Genomic DNA, 16,277 nt, shown 5'->3' on the forward strand with positions numbered 1-16,277 from the left:
TTTCGGCGCCAGAAATTATCTTCTTCCTGCCTTACCGCCACGTTTATCCGTGCCATAAGGCAATCTCATGGAGAAAAAGGATGACTGTCCCGCTTATTCTCAATATCCTGGTGTTTATCGTGCTGCTGGTCTTGCTATCCCGCCTGGGGCGCAACGGCTGGAGCCTGTCGAAAAAAGTACTGGCAGGCCTGGTGATGGGCGTCCTGTTCGGCCTGGCGTTACAGCTGATCTATGGCGACAGCGCGCCGGTGCTGAAAGAGTCTGTCGCCTGGTTTAACGTAGTCGGCAACGGCTATGTGCAGCTGCTGCAAATGATCGTCATGCCGCTGGTATTCGCCTCGATACTTAGCGCCGTCGCGCGTTTGCATAACGCCTCTTCACTGGGAAAAATCAGCGTGCTGACCATCGGCGTGCTGCTGTTTACTACCGCCATCGCCGCGCTGGTGGGGGTTTTTGTTACCACCCTGTTTGGCCTCAGCGCCGAAGGCCTGGTGCAGGGCGCGCAGGAAACCGCCCGCCTCTCCGCTATTCAGTCTAACTATGCGGGTAAAGTCGCCGATCTCAGCGCGCCGCAGATGCTGCTGTCGTTTATTCCGAAAAATCCGTTTGCCGATCTGGCCGGCGCTAACCCCACCTCGATTATCAGCGTGGTGATTTTCGCCGCTTTCCTCGGCGTGGCGGCGCTGCAGCTGCTGAAAGACGATCGGGAAAAAGGCGAGCGCGCGCTGAAGGCGATTGAAGTTTTACAGCTGTGGGTGATGAAGCTGGTGCGCCTGATCATGAAGCTGACGCCGTACGGCGTGCTGGCGCTGATGACCAAAGTGGTGGCCGGCTCTAATCTGCAGGACATCATCAAACTCGGCAGTTTTGTGGTCGCCTCCTATCTCGGCCTGGCGATTATGTTTGCCGTGCACGCCCTGCTGCTGTCGGTAAACGGCGTTAATCCGATGCGCTTTTTCCGCAAGGTCTGGCCGGTGCTCACCTTCGCCTTTACCAGCCGCTCCAGCGCCGCCAGCATTCCGCTCAACGTGGAAGCGCAGACTCAGCGTCTGGGCGTGCCGGAATCGATCGCCAGCTTCTCCGCCTCGTTTGGCGCCACCATTGGTCAGAACGGCTGTGCCGGCCTCTACCCGACCATGCTGGCGGTAATGGTAGCGCCGACAATGGGCATCAACCCGCTCGATCCAGTATGGATCGCCACGCTGGTAGGCATTGTTACCCTTAGCTCCGCCGGGGTTGCGGGCGTTGGCGGCGGCGCCACCTTCGCCGCGCTGATCGTGCTGCCGGCGATGGGCCTGCCGGTGACGCTGGTAGCGCTGCTGATCTCTATCGAGCCGCTGATTGATATGGGCCGTACCGCGCTGAACGTCAACGGCTCTATGACCGCCGGTACGCTCACCAGCCACTGGATGAGACAGACCGATAAACGCTTGTTCAACAGCGATGAGCACCGGGAACTGGCGCACCGCTGACAGACTCAGGGCCGGATAGCCGGCCCTTTTTTATTGTCCTCGTCCTCCCGCCCCTCTCCGCCTTCCGCCCGCCCGCCATAACACAAATCCCCGGAAAATCCAGGCGTAGCTATAACGCTGTTCTATAGTTAATGGAGTCTTGCACGACATCAACAGGAGCGATGCCAATGTCGAAAGAAACCGATAATAAGGAACTGAGCCACAGCGCACCGGCTACTGGTCCTGAATCCGCTAAGCCCGGCCTTGATTCACTGGCGCCAGAGGATGGTTCACATAAACCTGCAGCCGAACCCACTCCGCCCGGCAAACAGCCCACCGCCCCCGGCAGCCTGAAATCGCCTGCTACGCGCAACGCCAAGCTCGATCAGCTGGACGCGCACCGTAAAGGCGGCGAAAACTTTCCGCTCACCACCAATCAGGGAACGCGTATCGCCAACGATCAAAACTCCCTGAAGGCGGGCACGCGCGGCCCGACGCTGCTGGAAGATTTTATTATGCGTGAGAAGATCACGCATTTTGACCATGAGCGCATCCCGGAACGCATCGTTCATGCGCGCGGTTCGGCGGCGCACGGCTATTTCCAGCCCTACCGCGCCATGAGCGAGGTGACCAAAGCCGATTTTCTCAGCGATCCTGAGCGGGTGACGCCGGTATTCGTGCGCTTCTCCACGGTACAGGGCGGCGCAGGCTCGGCGGATACCGTGCGCGATATTCGCGGCTTCGCCACTAAATTTTATACTGCGGAAGGCGTCTTCGATCTGGTGGGTAATAACACCCCGGTGTTCTTTATTCAGGATGCGCATAAGTTTCCCGATTTCGTCCATGCGGTAAAACCGGAACCGCATAACGAGATCCCGCAGGGCCAGAGCGCTCATGATACCTTCTGGGACTATGTCTCGCTGCAGCCGGAAACGCTGCATAACGTCATGTGGGCGATGTCCGATCGCGGCATCCCGCGCAGCTACCGCACGATGGAAGGTTTCGGCATTCATACCTTCCGTATGATTAACGCCGCAGGTAAAGCCACCTTTGTTCGCTTCCACTGGAAGCCGGTAGCGGGCAAAGCCTCGCTGCTGTGGGATGAGGCGCAGAAGCTGACCGGGCGCGATCCCGATTTCCACCGGCGCGATCTCTGGGAAGCGATTGAAGCGGGCGACTTCCCGGAATATGAGCTGGGCGTGCAGCTGATCCCGGAAGAGGATGAATTTAAATTCGATTTCGATCTGCTGGACGCTACCAAGCTAATTCCGGAAGAGCTGGTGCCGGTAGAGCTGATCGGTAAGATGGTGCTCAACCGCAACCCGGATAACTTCTTCGCCGAAACCGAGCAGGTCGCCTTCCATCCGGGTCATATTGTGCCAGGGCTTGATTTCACCAACGATCCGCTGCTGCAGGGGCGGCTGTTCTCCTATACCGATACGCAGATCAGCCGTCTCGGCGGCCCCAACTTCCATGAAATTCCCATCAACCGCCCCGTCTGCCCTTACCACAATTATCAGCGTCAGGGCATGCACCGCATGGATATCGATACCAATCCGGCTAACTATGAGCCGAACTCCATTAACGATAACTGGCCGCGTGAAACGCCGCCGCAGCCGCGACGCGGCGGTTTTGAAAGCTATCAGGAGCGTATCGAAGGCCACAAGGTGCGCGAGCGCAGCCCTTCGTTCGGCGAATACTATTCTCAGCCGCGGCTGTTCTGGCTGAGCCAGACGCCGGTAGAGCAGCAGCATATTATCGAAGCCTTCTCTTTTGAGCTGAGTAAAGTGGCGCGCGCCTATATCCGCGAGCGCGTTGTCGATCATCTGTTGCATATCGACGTCTCGCTGGCGCACGGCGTGGCGCAGAATCTGGGGATCGCGCTGTCCGATGAGAAGCTGCATACCGCGCCGCCGAAAGACGTTAACGGCCTGCGTAAGGATGCCAGCCTCAGCCTCTATGCGGTTTCCAGCGGCAATATTAAAGGCCGTCAGGTGGCGCTGCTGCTGAGCGACGGCGTGAAGGCCGCCGACGTGCTGGCGATTTTACAGGAGCTGAAAGCACACGGCGTACATGCCAAACTGCTGGCGGCGCATATGGGCCAGGTGCGCGCCGACGACGGTTCAACGCTGCCGATTGACGGCACCTTTAGCGGCCTGCCGTCGGTGACGGTGGATGCGGTTATCGTCCCGGACGGCAATATCGACGCCCTGCTGCTGAGCGGCGACGCCCGCTACTATTTGCTGGAAGCCTATAAGCACCTGAAGGTCATCGCCCTGAGCGGCGAGGCGCGGCGCTTTAAGGCGCAGTTCGGCCTCGGCGATGATGAGCCGGAAGAGGGGCTGGTAGAGGACGTGAAGGCGGAAGGCGTGCTGATGAGCGAGTTTATCTCCTTCCTCGGCGCGCACCGTATCTGGTCACGCAGTCAAAAGGCGCTTAGCGTACCGGCCTGACAGCCATCGCGCCGGCAACATATACCGCGCTCCGCATCGCCAGATGCGGGGCTTTTTTTTGGCGGTCGGAAACTCATCGCCCCGGCGGCGCGTCGGGCAACAGCCGTGCACAACGTTAGCGCAGGCGCTCAGGGAAACGGCGAGGGGGAGTAAAGTATCGGGCGGGCGGCTAAAAGATAAAACAGAGGGGCAGCCCGCTTTCAGGCTGCCCCGGCAATAGCGTCGCAGCGATTACTGATTCGCCTGCGGGTCGGTATCGTACTCTTTACAGCTCTGGAAGCCGTAGTTCATCACGCGGCCGGTATCGCTGTAGCTAACGAAATAGGTTTGCGGTTTACCGTCACGTTCGCCCAGCACATAGGTCTGGCAGGTGCCGCGCGCGTGAACCATGGTAATTTCCGTTGAGGCCGGGCCAGCGATCTGACGTACCTGCTCGCGGGTCATTCCCTTTTTCACATCCTTAACAACCGGCTGGGTCACGTAGCTTTCAGCACGATCGTAAGCGCTACAGCCGGATAACACGGCCAGAGCCACAGCAGCACCAATGAATCCTGTGAATTTTTTCATTTTGTTGTTCCTCATTTATTGTCCATGTCAGCTAAGCGTGGAACATAAATGCTGATTTATCAAATTTATGCCCCGCTTTTCTGTTTTTTGCATCCATGCGCTGCCGCTTCGTCGTCAGAGCGCACATTTTTCCGGTAAGCAACGGCCAAAAAGCATAGGGCGAGAATCTATATCTCCGTATAATCCGCCCCTGCTCCGCCGGCGCTGACGCCAGTCTGAAGAAATCAGCGGCGGATCATACCATCGTTTATGATTTCTGACAGGGAGAGAAAAGAAAATGAGTTCAACTCATCATAACCGTATCGGTTATGCCATCAGCCTGGGACTTCTGGCGGCGCTGGGGCCGCTCTGTATCGACTTTTATCTGCCGGCGCTGCCTGCACTGGCCGCTGATTTACAGACGCCGACGGCTACCGCGCAGCTCAGCCTGACTGCCGGCCTGCTGGGGCTGGGCGCCGGACAGCTTATTTTCGGTCCGCTGAGCGATAAAATGGGCCGTATGCGCCCGCTGGCGCTGTCGCTGGTGCTGCTGTTTATCGCCTCCGTCGGCTGCGCGCTGGCGCAAAATATCAACCAGCTGCTGCTGGCGCGCCTGTTGGCCGGGCTGGCCGGCGCCGGCGGCGCGGTGCTGTCGCGCGCCATCGCGCGTGATATGTACAGCGGTCATGACCTGACCCGCTTTTTCGCCATGCTGATGCTGGTCAACGGCCTGGCGCCGATCGCTGCGCCGGTGCTGGGCGGCGCGCTGATGGCGTTCCTCGACTGGCGCGGGCTGTTTATAGTGCTGGCGCTGGTCGCCCTGCTGCTGCTGGTTATGACGCGCTGTAAACTGACGGAAACGCTGCCGGCGGCGCAGCGCAGTCAGGGCTCGGTTCTTTCCGCCTGGGCGGCGCTGGGCCAGGTGATAACCCATCGTCCCTTTATGGGGTTCTGCCTGACGCAGGGCTTTATGATGGCCGGCATGTTCGCCTATATCGGCGCCTCGCCTTTTGTCCTGCAGCAGATTTATCACCTGTCGCCGCAGGCGTTTAGCTTCTGCTTCGCGGTTAACGGGCTGGGGCTGATTATCGCTTCGCAGGCCAGCGCGCGCCTTTGCCCGCTGTGGGGAGAGTATCGCGTGCTGAAAGGCGGGCTGGCGCTGGCGTTTATCGCCGCCGGCACGCTGCTGCTGGCTGGCTTTGCCGGCGCGGCGCTGCCGCTGGTGCTGATCGCCCTCTTTTTTACCGTCGCCAGCAACGGGGTAATCGCCGTCACCGCCGGCTCGCTGGCGATGCAGAGCCAGGGCAAACGCGCAGGCAGCGCCTCAGGGCTGCTGGGCGTCACCATGTTTACCCTTGGCGCCGTCAGCGTCCCGATCAGCGGTGCGGGCGGCACCTCGGTACTGACCATGACGCTAACCATTTTCGGCTGCTATCTGCTGGCGATCGTGATGTTCCTTGTGCTGACCCAACAACCTCAGAACGACTAATTTTAGCGCGCCTGGCAACGGGTCAGGCGTAAAGCGGCTTGTCGTTTTGCCGGATGCACGTTAGCTTTACTGAACAGAGATCGATAACAAGCTATCAGGCCACTGATTTGAGGAGAGGTTTATGTCACTGCAGCAGGAAATAATTGCGGCGCTGGGGGTAAAGCCCACCATTGATGCTCAGGAAGAGATCCGCACCAGCGTTGAATTTCTGAAATCCTATCTGAAAACCTACCCCTTTATAAAAACCCTGGTGCTCGGCATCAGCGGCGGCCAGGATTCAACCCTGTGCGGTAAGCTGAGCCAGCTGGCGATAAGCGAGCTGCGTGAGGAAACCGGCGATAAACAGTATCAGTTTATCGCCGTGCGCCTGCCCTACGGCGTACAGGCGGATGAGAAAGATTGCCAGGACGCGCTCGACTTTATCCAGCCCGATCGCGTGCTGGTGGTCAATATCAAAGAGGCGGTGCAGGCCAGCGAGCGCGCGCTGAAGGCGGCGGGCATCGAAATTTCCGATTTTGTACGCGGCAACGAGAAAGCGCGCGAGCGCATGAAGGCGCAGTACAGCATTGCCGGGATGACCAAAGGCCTGGTGGTGGGCACCGACCACGCGGCGGAAGCGGTGACCGGTTTCTATACTAAATATGGCGACGGCGGCAGCGACATTAACCCGATTCATCGTCTGAATAAAGGCCAGGGGAAAATGTTGCTGAAAGCGCTCGGCTGTCCGCAGCACCTCTACCTGAAACATCCTACCGCCGATCTGGAAGACGATCGCCCCGGCCTGCAGGATGAAGTGGCGCTGGGCGTCTCCTATGGCCAGATCGATGCCTATCTTGAAGGGCAGCAGATCGAGGAATCCGCAGCGAAAACTATCGAAGGCTGGTATCAAAAAACCGAGCACAAGCGCCGCCTGCCGGTTACCGTTTTCGACGATTACTGGAAGAAATAACCTTTCTCCGGGCGGGCCGCCGGCCCGCCTGCTATCGCCGCCCTGCCGCGGCGCTTTTACCTGCGCAGCTTATCCGCCGCAATTGAAATAATCCTTTTCTGATCAACTAACTGCCGCCGTCACGCGTCGCGTTCGCTGGGATTCGCCGCTATTTCAGCCGGAGACGCATTTTTCCGCGCCGCTTTTTTGCACTGTTCAAGTCCTGTCCTCGCTGATAAACTGGATATGCAACCAGTAACCGGAGTCACCTGTGGTAAGACGTGCCGCCAGCCATCGCCTGCAATTCGAACCCGCGGCGATCTATGAATATCCTGAACACCTGCGCGCTTTTTTAGCCGATATCCCTAACCTGCCCGGCGTCTATATTTTTCACGGCGACAGCGAGGTGATGCCGCTCTATATCGGCAAAAGCATCAGCCTGCGTACGCGCGTTATGTCCCATTTCCGCACGCCGGAAGAGGCGAAAATGCTGCGCCTGACGCGCCGCATTAGCTGGATCACTACCGCAGGCGAGCTGGGCGCGCTGCTGCTGGAAGCGCAGATGATCAAAAACCAGCAGCCGCTGTTTAACAAGCGCCTGCGGCGTAACCGCCAGCTCTGCTCGCTGCAGTGGGACGGCATTAATCGCCCGGAAGTGGTTTACGCGCGCGATCTCGATTTCTCCGCCTCGCCGAATCTGTTCGGACTTTACGCCAGCCGACGCGCGGCGCTGGAAACGCTGAGGAAAATCGCTGACGAGCATCAACTCTGCTATGGTCTGCTGGGGCTGGAAGGCCACAGCCGCAACCGCGCCTGCTTTCGCGCCAGCCTGGGGCGCTGCGCCGGAGCCTGCTGCGGCAAAGAACCGGTTAGCGCGCACCACGCCCGTCTGCTGCAGGCGCTGGAAAAAGTGCGCGTCATCTGCTGGCCGTGGCCGGGCGCGGTAGCGCTGGTCGAGGAGGGACCGCAGGAAACGCAGATGCATATTATCCATAACTGGTTCTATCTCGGTTCCGTCAGCCGTCTTGACGAGGCGAAAGGGCTGACCAGCCCGCCGCAAGGCTTTGATAACGATGGCTATAAGTATCTTTGCCGTCCGCTGCTGAGCGGCAAGTATCCCATTATTCCACTCTAATCCCGTTGCCGCTTCGCTTCGCGCCATCAGCGATCCGCGTCTACCTTTTATCTGGTTGTGTCGCAGTTTGTTGGGCACTTTATTGATGAAAGGAGAAAGCATGTCTCAACATGATCACAGTGGATTTTCGCGCCGCCAGCTAGTTGGCGGCCTGATGGGCAGCATGGCGACGGCAGGCAGCGCCAACGCCGCCGGAAACGGCAGCGGAGCGCAAGACCAGAACGCCGCGCCGCCGCTTACCGGCAAAGACCCGCGCGACGCCTACCCCAAACCCCCTTTTGAACGTCAGCCGCAGGATCCGCCAGGCTTAGCCAGCAAGATGGTGCCGCGCCCCGATCACGGTGAAGAGAGCTATCGCGGCAGCGGGCGCCTCGCCGGGCGCAAGGCGCTGATTACCGGCGGCGATTCCGGCATCGGGCGCGCCGTGGCTATCGCCTACGCGCGTGAAGGCGCCGACGTGGCGATTAACTATCTGCCGGAAGAGGAATCTGACGCGCAGGAGGTCATCGCGCTAATCCAGCAGGCCGGACGTAAGGCGGTAGCGATTCCGGGCGATATTACCGATGAAGCGTTCTGCCAGCAGCTGGTTAACGAGGCGGCGACGCAGCTGGGCGGGCTGGATATTCTGGTGAATAACGCCGGACGCCAGCAGTATGTGGAATCGATTACCGATCTCACTACCGAATCCTTCGATAAAACCTTTAAAACTAACGTCTACGCCATGTTCTGGATTACCAAAGCGGCGATGGCGCATCTGAAGCCGGGCGCGGCAATCGTCAATACCACCTCGGTACAGGCGGGCAAGCCCAGCGCGATTCTGCTCGATTATGCCCAGACCAAGGCGGCGATAGTGGCCTTTACCAAAGGGCTGGCTAAGCAGCTGGCGGAAAAAGGCATTCGGGTAAATGCGGTAGCGCCGGGACCATACTGGACGCCGTTGCAGTCCAGCGGCGGTCAGCCGATGGAGAAAGTGATGAAGTTCGGCGAGGAAGCGCCGTTTGGCCGTCCGGGTCAGCCTGCGGAGATCGCTCCGCTCTACGTAACCCTGGCCTCGGCGGAAAGCAGCTTTACCTCCGGCCAGATCTGGTGTTCAGACGGCGGCACCGGCACCTTCTGATAAAAAACCGCCGACGCTGCCCACGGCCAAAAGGCGATGTGGACAGCGTCGGCGGTCTCATTCTTCCGCGCGACGATTACTCGGCGGCAGGCGGAGGCGTCATTTTACCATCGTGACGCGGCTTTTCAGTCAGACGCTTTTCAAAGTTGGCGTTGTACTGCTTTTTCTGCTCCGGCGTCAGGACGTTATACAGTTTGTTCTGCGTTTCCATCATTGCCAGCGCGTTATCTTTGGCGTTAGCGGTCATTTTCTCCGCCTGGGCTTCCGCTTTGCTGCGGTCGAAGCTGTCAGCGGCGATAATCGCGTGGTTAGCGCGGCGCTCTTCCAGCGACGGGCGCTTCATATCTTTACGGGCATCTTTCATGATGTCGCGCATCTGCTGTTTCTGTGCATCGGTCAGGTTGAGATTTTTATACATACCCATCATCGGACCGTGCTCCATTGGACCTCTGTGATGCATCGGCTGGGCGTTGCCTGCCGGCGGCGCGGTAGTCTCTGCCGCATGGGCGATGCCTGCTGCGCCAAAAGCCAGTGAAGCCGCTACAAAAAGAGATGTCAGTTTACGCATAATATTGTCCTTACTTATCAGTTTTATGACGACAGCCTGTGTCGCTGCTACGAAATCCAGTCTACGACACGGAACGTCAAGTACTCAGGTCATGAGTAAAGCCCTGAAAGCATAGAAGATAAAAATACAGCAATCCTGGAGAGAATAAGAAGATTAGCGCAAGGAATTGCAAATAAATATGACGACAGGCGGAAAACGGCGGGAATTATGGAGAAGTGTAACCGTTGCGACAGGCCAGAGAAAAGAAAAAGTTAGCCGCACGTCGGCGCAGCCGCTATCAACGCGACAAAAGGCGCGCCGCGCCTGCTGCGCAGCGACAGGCTGAGCGCTGGCCGTATTCGCTGTTTAGCTGTTTAGCTGTTTAGCTGTTTAGCTGTTTAGCTGTTTAGCTGTTTAGCTGTTTAGCGCGGCATTATGCGCGTTATCCTCCACCAGCATCAGCCCGGCGCGCAGCCCGGTCGCGACGTTGGGATTAGGAAACAGCACATATTCGCGCGCCTGCTGCACGAAGTAGCGCGTTTCGCCATCCTCCGCCAGCAGCGTTCCCTGCGGAAAGGCAGTAAAATTCAGCGTCTCCGGGCCCATATGCAGCGCAAAGCGATCGCTGCTGCGCGTAATCTGCTGCGCCACCCGATAGCGGCGCGGCGCCGCTTTCACCTGCGGCAGCGGCGCGCCGAACAGCAGCGCGGCCAGCGCCTGCCGCGCGGCGGCAAACTGCGTCAGATCGTTCTGCCCGAACGGCAGCGCCTTACCCAGCTCCAGCGTACAGCTGGCCGCCTGGAAATGTTCACAGCTGAAATGGCTGAAGGTGCCGCCCGGCGCCCGATGAAACACCAGCGCCTCCATGCCCGCCGCCGCCAGCCACTGGATAAAATCCTGCGGCCAGGGACGCGGGCTGAACGGCAGTACGCCAAAGCGCGTATGGTAAGAGCCGCGGATCGCAGTATGCAGATCGAGATGCCAGCGCACCTCCTGATGACTTCCCGCCTGCCAGAAGGTTTCCAGCGCCTGCTCCAGACGCCAGGCGCGCTGCGCCTCCGGGCATTCGTCAAATTGCTGCCAGCGCCCGCCGAACAGCCGATTCAGGTCACAGCGCAGGTAACGCTTTCCGGCACGCAGCGCCGGCGGGTTGCCCAACAGTACCAGCAGCCGCACCGCCAGCCGCTCCTCGCCGCGCAATAATTTACCAAGCAGCGCGTTAAGGATTTCCACCGGCGCGGTTTCATTGCCGTGAATACCGGCGGAAATCGCCACCGCCTGCTGCGTCGGCGCCAGCGGCGTCAGTTCAAGCACGCCTTCATCCAGCCACTGCCAGCGCAGATGCGCCTGCCTACCACTGGTAACGGTCGGCGCATGACCGGACAGCGTTTGTTGTAACAAATCCTGCATGCCATCTCCTGTAGCGCGTAAAAGCGGCGACGGGCAATCACCGGCCGCCGCCTCAGGTTATTCCTGCTGGAATGGGTAAACGTTCCCCAGATCCAGCAAACGCGTCAGCTCATCCAGCGCCTCGCGGCCCTCCGTCAGCAATTGCGGATCGGCCAGATCGGCCTGGGTAAGACAATCGCGGTAGTGACGATCTACCCATTGGTTCAGGGTAGCAAACAGACGGTCGTTCATCATTACCGCCGGATTCACCGCCTGCTGTTCGGCCGCGTTCAGCGCCACGCGCAGACGCAGGCAGGCCGGGCCGCCGCCGTTGTTCATACTTTCGCGCAGATCGAACACCATCAGCTCACGAATCGGCCCGCCGCTCTCCACCAGCTCAGAGAGATAACGCCAGACGCCGGCATGCTGACGCGCCTCCTGCGGCAGCACCAGCAGCATGTCGCCATTATCGCGGCTTAACAGCTGGCTGTTGAACAGATAGGTTGCGACCGCATCGCCGACGGAAACGAGATCGTCAGGCACAATCACCGGCGTAAAGTCCGGCACCTTTTCACGCAGTTCCGCCAGTAGCCGATCCTGATGCAGAAAGGCCAGCTGATGCGCAAACAGCACCTGGCGGTTGCTGACGGCGATAACATCATTATGGAACACGCCCCGATCGATCACCGCCGGGTTCTGCTGCGCGAACAGCGTGCGCGCCGGATCAAGCTGATGCAGCCGCGCCACCGCCTCGCTCGCCTCAAGGGTTTGCCGCGCCGGATAGCGTGCCGGCACCAGCCCGCCGTGCCCCTCTTCCCGCCCGTAGACAAACAGCTGTACGCCCGGTTCGCCGTAGTCGCCGCCGAAACGGTTATGGTTCGCCGCCCCCTCGTCGCCAAACATCGCTACCTGCGGCAGCGCATGATGATGGGCAAAATGGCGCGCATCGCGAAAAATAGCGCGCAGCAGCGCGCCGGTAGTCGTCGCTTCAAGCGCGCGGTGAAACTTGTTGTTGAGGTTAGCTACGGTAAAGTGCGTTTTACCATCCGCGCTGTCGGCCGAGGGCGATACCGTGGCCGCGTTCGCTACCCACATTGCCGACGCGGAGCTGACGGCGGAGAGCAGCTGCGGCGCCTGCTTAGCCGCTTTCGCCAGCACCTGCGCATCGCTGCCGCTAAAGCCGAGCCGGCGCAGCGCCGCCAGATCAGGCCGCTCGTGCGGCGGAATCACGCCCTGGGCAAAGCCGGCATCCGCCAGCGCCTTCATTTTCAGCAGCCCCTGCTTCGCCGCCAGTCGGGGGTTTGAACGCTGATGCTGATGGCGCGTGGAGGCCTCGTTGCCGAATGAGAGCCCGGCATAGTGGTGCGTCAGCCCCACCAGGCCGTCAAAGTTAACCTCTCTGGCTTTCATTAGCGTATCTCCTGCCGGCTGAAATCAAGCCCCGGCGCCAGCGTCTCAGGCAACGTCAGAGCAGGCGTTTCCAGCGAGGCCATCGGCCAGGCGCAGTAGTCCGCCGCATACCATGCGCTGGCGCGATGGTTGCCGGAGGCGCCGATACCGCCGAACGGCGCGCTGCTGGCGGCGCCGGTCAGAGGTTTGTTCCAGTTAACGATGCCCGCCCGCGCCTCCAGCAGCAGCTGGTCAAATTTCTCCCGCTGCGGCGAAATCAGTCCACACGCCAGCCCATAGCGCGTGCTGTTAGCCAGCGCAATCGCCTGGTCAAAGCTATCGTAGCGCACCACCGTCAGCAGCGGACCAAAAACTTCCTCATCCGGCAAGGTCTTTATATCGGTAACATCGATAATGCCCGGCGTCAGCAGCGCGCTGTCGTTAGCTGGCCAGCACATTTTCAACAGCACCTTACCGCCCAGAGTGACGCGCTTCTGCCACTCCTGCCAGATATGCCCGGCGGCCTGCGGTGAAATCACGCTGCCCATAAAGGGCTGCGGCTCATCGTTCCAGCGCCCGATGCGTAGCCGCTGCGTCACCGCCGCCAGCCGTTGCAGAAAGGCATCGCCCTCGGCGCCGCGTTTCACCAGCAGGCGACGGGCGCAGGTGCAGCGCTGACCGGCGGTAATAAAAGCAGACTGCACGGCGATGTACACCGCCGCATCGATATCAGGCACATCTTCCACGATCAGCGCATTGTTGCCGCCCATCTCCAGCGCCAGCATCTTCTCCGGCTGTCCGGCAAACTGCCGATGCAGCTGATAGCCGGTGCTGGCGCTGCCGGTAAACAGCACGCCGTCAATCTGTGGCTGCTGCGCCAGCGCCTGCCCGGTATCGCGCCCGCCCTGCAACAGATTAATCACCCCCGGCGGCACGCCCGCTTCCAGCCAGAGACGCAGCGTTTTTTCTGCGGTCAGCGGCGTCAGCTCGCTGGGTTTAAACACCACGCAGTTGCCCGCCAGCAGCGCCGGCACGATATGGCCGTTAGGCAGATGACCCGGAAAGTTGTAGGGACCAAACACCGCCAGCACGCCATGTGGACGATGGCGCAGCGCGCTTTCCGCCTCCTGCTGACTGCCGGTGCGCGCATGATACGCCTTAACTGAAATGGCGATTTTATTGATCATCGCCTGCACTTCGGTCTGCGCCTCCCAGCGCGGCTTGCCGGTTTCGCTGGCGATGGTTTCGCTCAGCGCGTTTTTATGCTGCTCCAGCTGCGCGGCGAATTTTTCTACGATAGCCTGACGCGCCGTAAACGGCTGGCGCGCCCAGGCGGGGAAAGCAGCGCGTGCCGCTTCACAGGCGGCGGCTACCTGCTGCGCATCGGCAGCGTTGCCGCGCCATAGCGGCGCGCCGTCTACCGGATCGTTTTTGCTGAAAGCTTCTCCGCTGCCGGCGATCCACTGACCATTAATGCAGTGCGTCATGCTGTTTTCTCCTCGCTACAAAGTGGCACCACCCGCAGCGCGTCGCCGGGCCGGCAGCGTAAAATCTCTGCCGCCTGCGCCGGAATGCGCAGCGTTTGCTGCTGCACATCGGCTCGCAGCAGCAGCACGCGAAAATGGTGATAGTTATCATTGCTCACCAGGCAGAGCGGCAGCTCTTCCGACGGCGCATCGCCTGTTTCAGCGATGAGCAGACGGCTTTTGCGCACCGCCCGGATACGATCGATATCGCACTCCAGCGTCGGGCCGCCGTCGAAAATATCGACGTAGTTCTGATAGCTGAACCCTTCCGCTTCCAGCACCGCACGCGCCGGCGCGGTTTGCGGGTGCACCTTGCCGATTACCGCCTGAGCTTCAGGCGACAAATAATGGACATAGAGCGGATGCTTGGGCATCAGCTCGGCGATAAACGCCTTCTGGCCGGTGCCGCTCAGGAAATCGGCATGGGCGAAGTCCATTGAGAAGAAGCGGCTGCCGACGCTTTCCCAGAAGGGCGAGCGCCCCTGCTCATCGCTGACGCCGCGCATTTCCGCCACCACGCGGGTCATAAAGCGATCGCGGAAAGCGGCCATAAACAGAAAGCGCGACTTCGACAGCAGATAGCCGTTTTTGCCGTCGCGCTTCTGCGGATCGAGAAACAGCGTGCAGAGTTCGCTACTGCCGGTATGATCGTTGCTCAGAGAGAGCGTGGCGAGGTTGTTATAAACGTTCAGCTCTTTCGAGGCATGCACCTGAGTGCCGACGCGAAAGTTGTACCAGGGATCTTCCAGCCCCACCGCCACTTCAATAGCGCAGATGCCGCAGGCGCGGTGATCGCTGCTGTCGGCCAGCACAAAAACATAGCCCTGCCGGGCGCGCGGCAGCTTATCCTGCCAGGTTTGCAGCGAGCGCTCGATACGCGCCGCCAGCGTTTTGCTGTCGGCGGGCAGCGAAGTCAGGCCGCCGCCGGTTTTTCCCGCCAGCTCCATCAGCTGCGGCAGATCGTCACGTTCGACGGGGCGGATATACATCATCATGACGCTCCTTTTATCAGCGCCTCACAGGCGCGTTCAAAACGGGCCAGGCCTTCCTTTACCTCTTGCTCACTGATAATCAGCGAGGGCGCAAAGCGCACTACGTTGGCGCCGGCAATCAATACCATCACCCCTTCTTCCGCCGCCGCCAGGCTAATCTGTTTCGCCCTGCCGCTGAAGTCTTCATTCAGCACCGCGCCGATTAGCAATCCCAGACCGCGCACCTCTTTAAACAAACGCAGGCGCTGATTAATGGCGTTCAGGCCGTCGGTAAACCAGCGGTGACGCAGCTGCACGCCCTCCAGCACCTCCGGGCGATTGATCAGCTCCAGCACCTTGCCGCCGACCGCGCCCGCCAGCGGATTGCCGCCGTAGGTGGTGCCGTGACTGCCGACATTCAGCGTCGCGGCCAGCTTTTCGGTGGTAAGGATGGCGCCGATAGGGAAACCGCCGCCCAGCGCTTTCGCGGTGCTGAGAATGTCCGGCGTGACGCCGTAATGCATATAGGCATAGAGCGCGCCGGTACGGCCTACGCCGCTCTGTACCTCGTCAAAAATCAGCAGCGCGTTATGGCAATCGCACAGCGCGCGCAGGCCGCGCAGGAAAGCCGGATCGGCGGGCACTACGCCGCCCTCGCCCTGAATCGGCTCAACGATCACCGCTGCGGTTTGCGCATTAATCAGCCGCGCCGCAGAGTCGAGGTCGTTAAAGATGGCGTGATCGATGGCGGGCGGCAGCGGCGCGAAATCTTTTGAATAGGCGGGCTGGCCGCCGGCGGTGACGGTAAACAGCGTGCGTCCATGAAAGGCGTTGTTAAACGCGACGATGCCGCTCTTTTCCGCACCGCTCTGCTCGTGCGCATATTTACGCGCCAGCTTCAGCGCCGCTTCGTTCGCCTCGGCGCCGGAGTTGCAGAAGAAGACCCGATCGGCAAAGGTGGCGTCAATCAGCTGTTTCGCCAGGCGCAGGATAGGCGCGTTAGTATAGCCGTTACCGGTATGCCAGAGTTTGGCCGCCTGCTGCTGTAGCGCCTGCTGTAAATCAGGATGCGCATGACCCAGCGCATTAACGGCGATGCCGCCGGCAAAATCGATATATTCCTTACCGTTTTCATCCCATAAGCGCGAGCCTTCCGCCCGATCCGGTATAAAGCTGGCGGGAGAATAAGCGGGAACCATCCAGCGATCAAAATCCTGACGAGAAACTGACTGTTGCATAGCGGCCTCGTAGCGTCACCCTGAGGGTGAATAAAAGGTTTTATTTATGTTAATGAAATGATTCATTGCAGCTCTACTCTAGAGTGCACGCTTTATGC

At 60.0% G+C, this 16,277-nt stretch carries 13 protein-coding genes; 6 read left to right on the forward strand and 7 right to left on the reverse strand.

From position 1 onward, the window contains the following. The first annotated feature begins 80 nt into the window (after window positions 1-80). Together FKM52_RS00785 and katE are read left to right on the forward strand one after the other, a co-directional pair. On the forward strand, window positions 81-1,472 hold the full coding sequence (locus FKM52_RS00785; RefSeq protein WP_141174299.1) for an L-cystine transporter: 1,392 nt from the start codon (window positions 81-83) through the stop codon (window positions 1,470-1,472). Window positions 1,473-1,639: 167 nt separating this feature from the next. Further along, window positions 1,640-3,904, forward strand: a complete 2,265-nt coding sequence (katE, locus tag FKM52_RS00790; protein ID WP_141174300.1) for a catalase HPII — start codon at window positions 1,640-1,642, stop codon at window positions 3,902-3,904. A 231-nt stretch (window positions 3,905-4,135) separates the two neighbouring features. On the opposite strand, the gene osmE is transcribed toward katE, so the two are convergent. Beyond that, window positions 4,136-4,471, reverse strand: coding sequence for an osmotically-inducible lipoprotein OsmE (osmE, locus tag FKM52_RS00795; protein WP_141174301.1), 336 nt, complete (start codon window positions 4,469-4,471; stop codon window positions 4,136-4,138). A gap of 277 nt (window positions 4,472-4,748) precedes the next feature. Here osmE and FKM52_RS00800 point away from each other — a divergent pair, with 277 nt between their 5' ends. The 4 genes from FKM52_RS00800 to FKM52_RS00815 all read left to right on the forward strand — a co-directional run bounded on the left by FKM52_RS00800 (window position 4,749) and on the right by FKM52_RS00815 (window position 9,119). After that, entirely contained in the window at window positions 4,749-5,939 is a 1,191-nt protein-coding gene (locus FKM52_RS00800) for a Bcr/CflA family efflux MFS transporter (RefSeq protein ID WP_141174302.1), read from the forward strand. 121 nt (window positions 5,940-6,060) lie between these two features. Then, window positions 6,061-6,888 carry an ammonia-dependent NAD(+) synthetase gene (gene nadE / locus FKM52_RS00805; RefSeq protein ID WP_141174303.1) on the forward strand — a complete coding sequence of 276 codons (828 nt, stop codon included), beginning with the start codon at window positions 6,061-6,063 and terminating at the stop codon, window positions 6,886-6,888. Window positions 6,889-7,138: 250 nt separating this feature from the next. Then, complete coding sequence (cho, locus tag FKM52_RS00810) at window positions 7,139-8,002, forward strand: excinuclease Cho (protein ID WP_141174304.1); 864 nt, start codon at window positions 7,139-7,141, stop codon at window positions 8,000-8,002. A 100-nt stretch (window positions 8,003-8,102) separates the two neighbouring features. Beyond that, window positions 8,103-9,119, forward strand: a complete 1,017-nt coding sequence (locus tag FKM52_RS00815) for an SDR family oxidoreductase (RefSeq protein WP_244316940.1) — start codon at window positions 8,103-8,105, stop codon at window positions 9,117-9,119. 76 nt (window positions 9,120-9,195) lie between these two features. Here the strand turns inward: FKM52_RS00815 and spy are convergent, their stop codons facing one another. The 6 genes from spy to FKM52_RS00845 form a co-directional block, all read right to left on the reverse strand. Further along, window positions 9,196-9,687, reverse strand: a complete 492-nt coding sequence (gene spy / locus FKM52_RS00820; protein WP_141174305.1) for an ATP-independent periplasmic protein-refolding chaperone Spy — start codon at window positions 9,685-9,687, stop codon at window positions 9,196-9,198. 393 nt (window positions 9,688-10,080) lie between these two features. Further along, window positions 10,081-11,076, reverse strand: a complete 996-nt coding sequence (astE, locus tag FKM52_RS00825) for a succinylglutamate desuccinylase (RefSeq protein WP_141174306.1) — start codon at window positions 11,074-11,076, stop codon at window positions 10,081-10,083. Between the two features lie 57 nt (window positions 11,077-11,133). Continuing rightward, the gene (gene astB, locus FKM52_RS00830; RefSeq protein ID WP_141174307.1) at window positions 11,134-12,465 is read right to left on the reverse strand and encodes an N-succinylarginine dihydrolase; all 1,332 of its coding nucleotides are present in this window, start codon (window positions 12,463-12,465) and stop codon (window positions 11,134-11,136) included. Continuing rightward, window positions 12,465-13,931 carry a succinylglutamate-semialdehyde dehydrogenase gene (astD, locus tag FKM52_RS00835; RefSeq protein ID WP_141174308.1) on the reverse strand — a complete coding sequence of 489 codons (1,467 nt, stop codon included), beginning with the start codon at window positions 13,929-13,931 and terminating at the stop codon, window positions 12,465-12,467. Before astD ends, astB begins: the two co-directional genes overlap by 1 nt. Continuing rightward, window positions 13,928-14,962, reverse strand: coding sequence for an arginine N-succinyltransferase (astA, locus tag FKM52_RS00840; protein ID WP_141174689.1), 1,035 nt, complete (start codon window positions 14,960-14,962; stop codon window positions 13,928-13,930). The genes astD and astA overlap by 4 nt, the downstream gene beginning before the upstream one ends. Next, window positions 14,962-16,179: a bifunctional succinylornithine transaminase/acetylornithine transaminase gene (locus FKM52_RS00845; protein ID WP_141174309.1), complete on the reverse strand. Its 1,218-nt coding sequence runs from the start codon at window positions 16,177-16,179 to the stop codon at window positions 14,962-14,964. The genes astA and FKM52_RS00845 overlap by 1 nt, the downstream gene beginning before the upstream one ends. Window positions 16,180-16,277: the final 98 nt, after the last annotated feature.

The organism is Mixta tenebrionis (assembly GCF_006517625.1).
GTDB lineage: Bacteria > Pseudomonadota > Gammaproteobacteria > Enterobacterales > Enterobacteriaceae > Mixta > Mixta tenebrionis.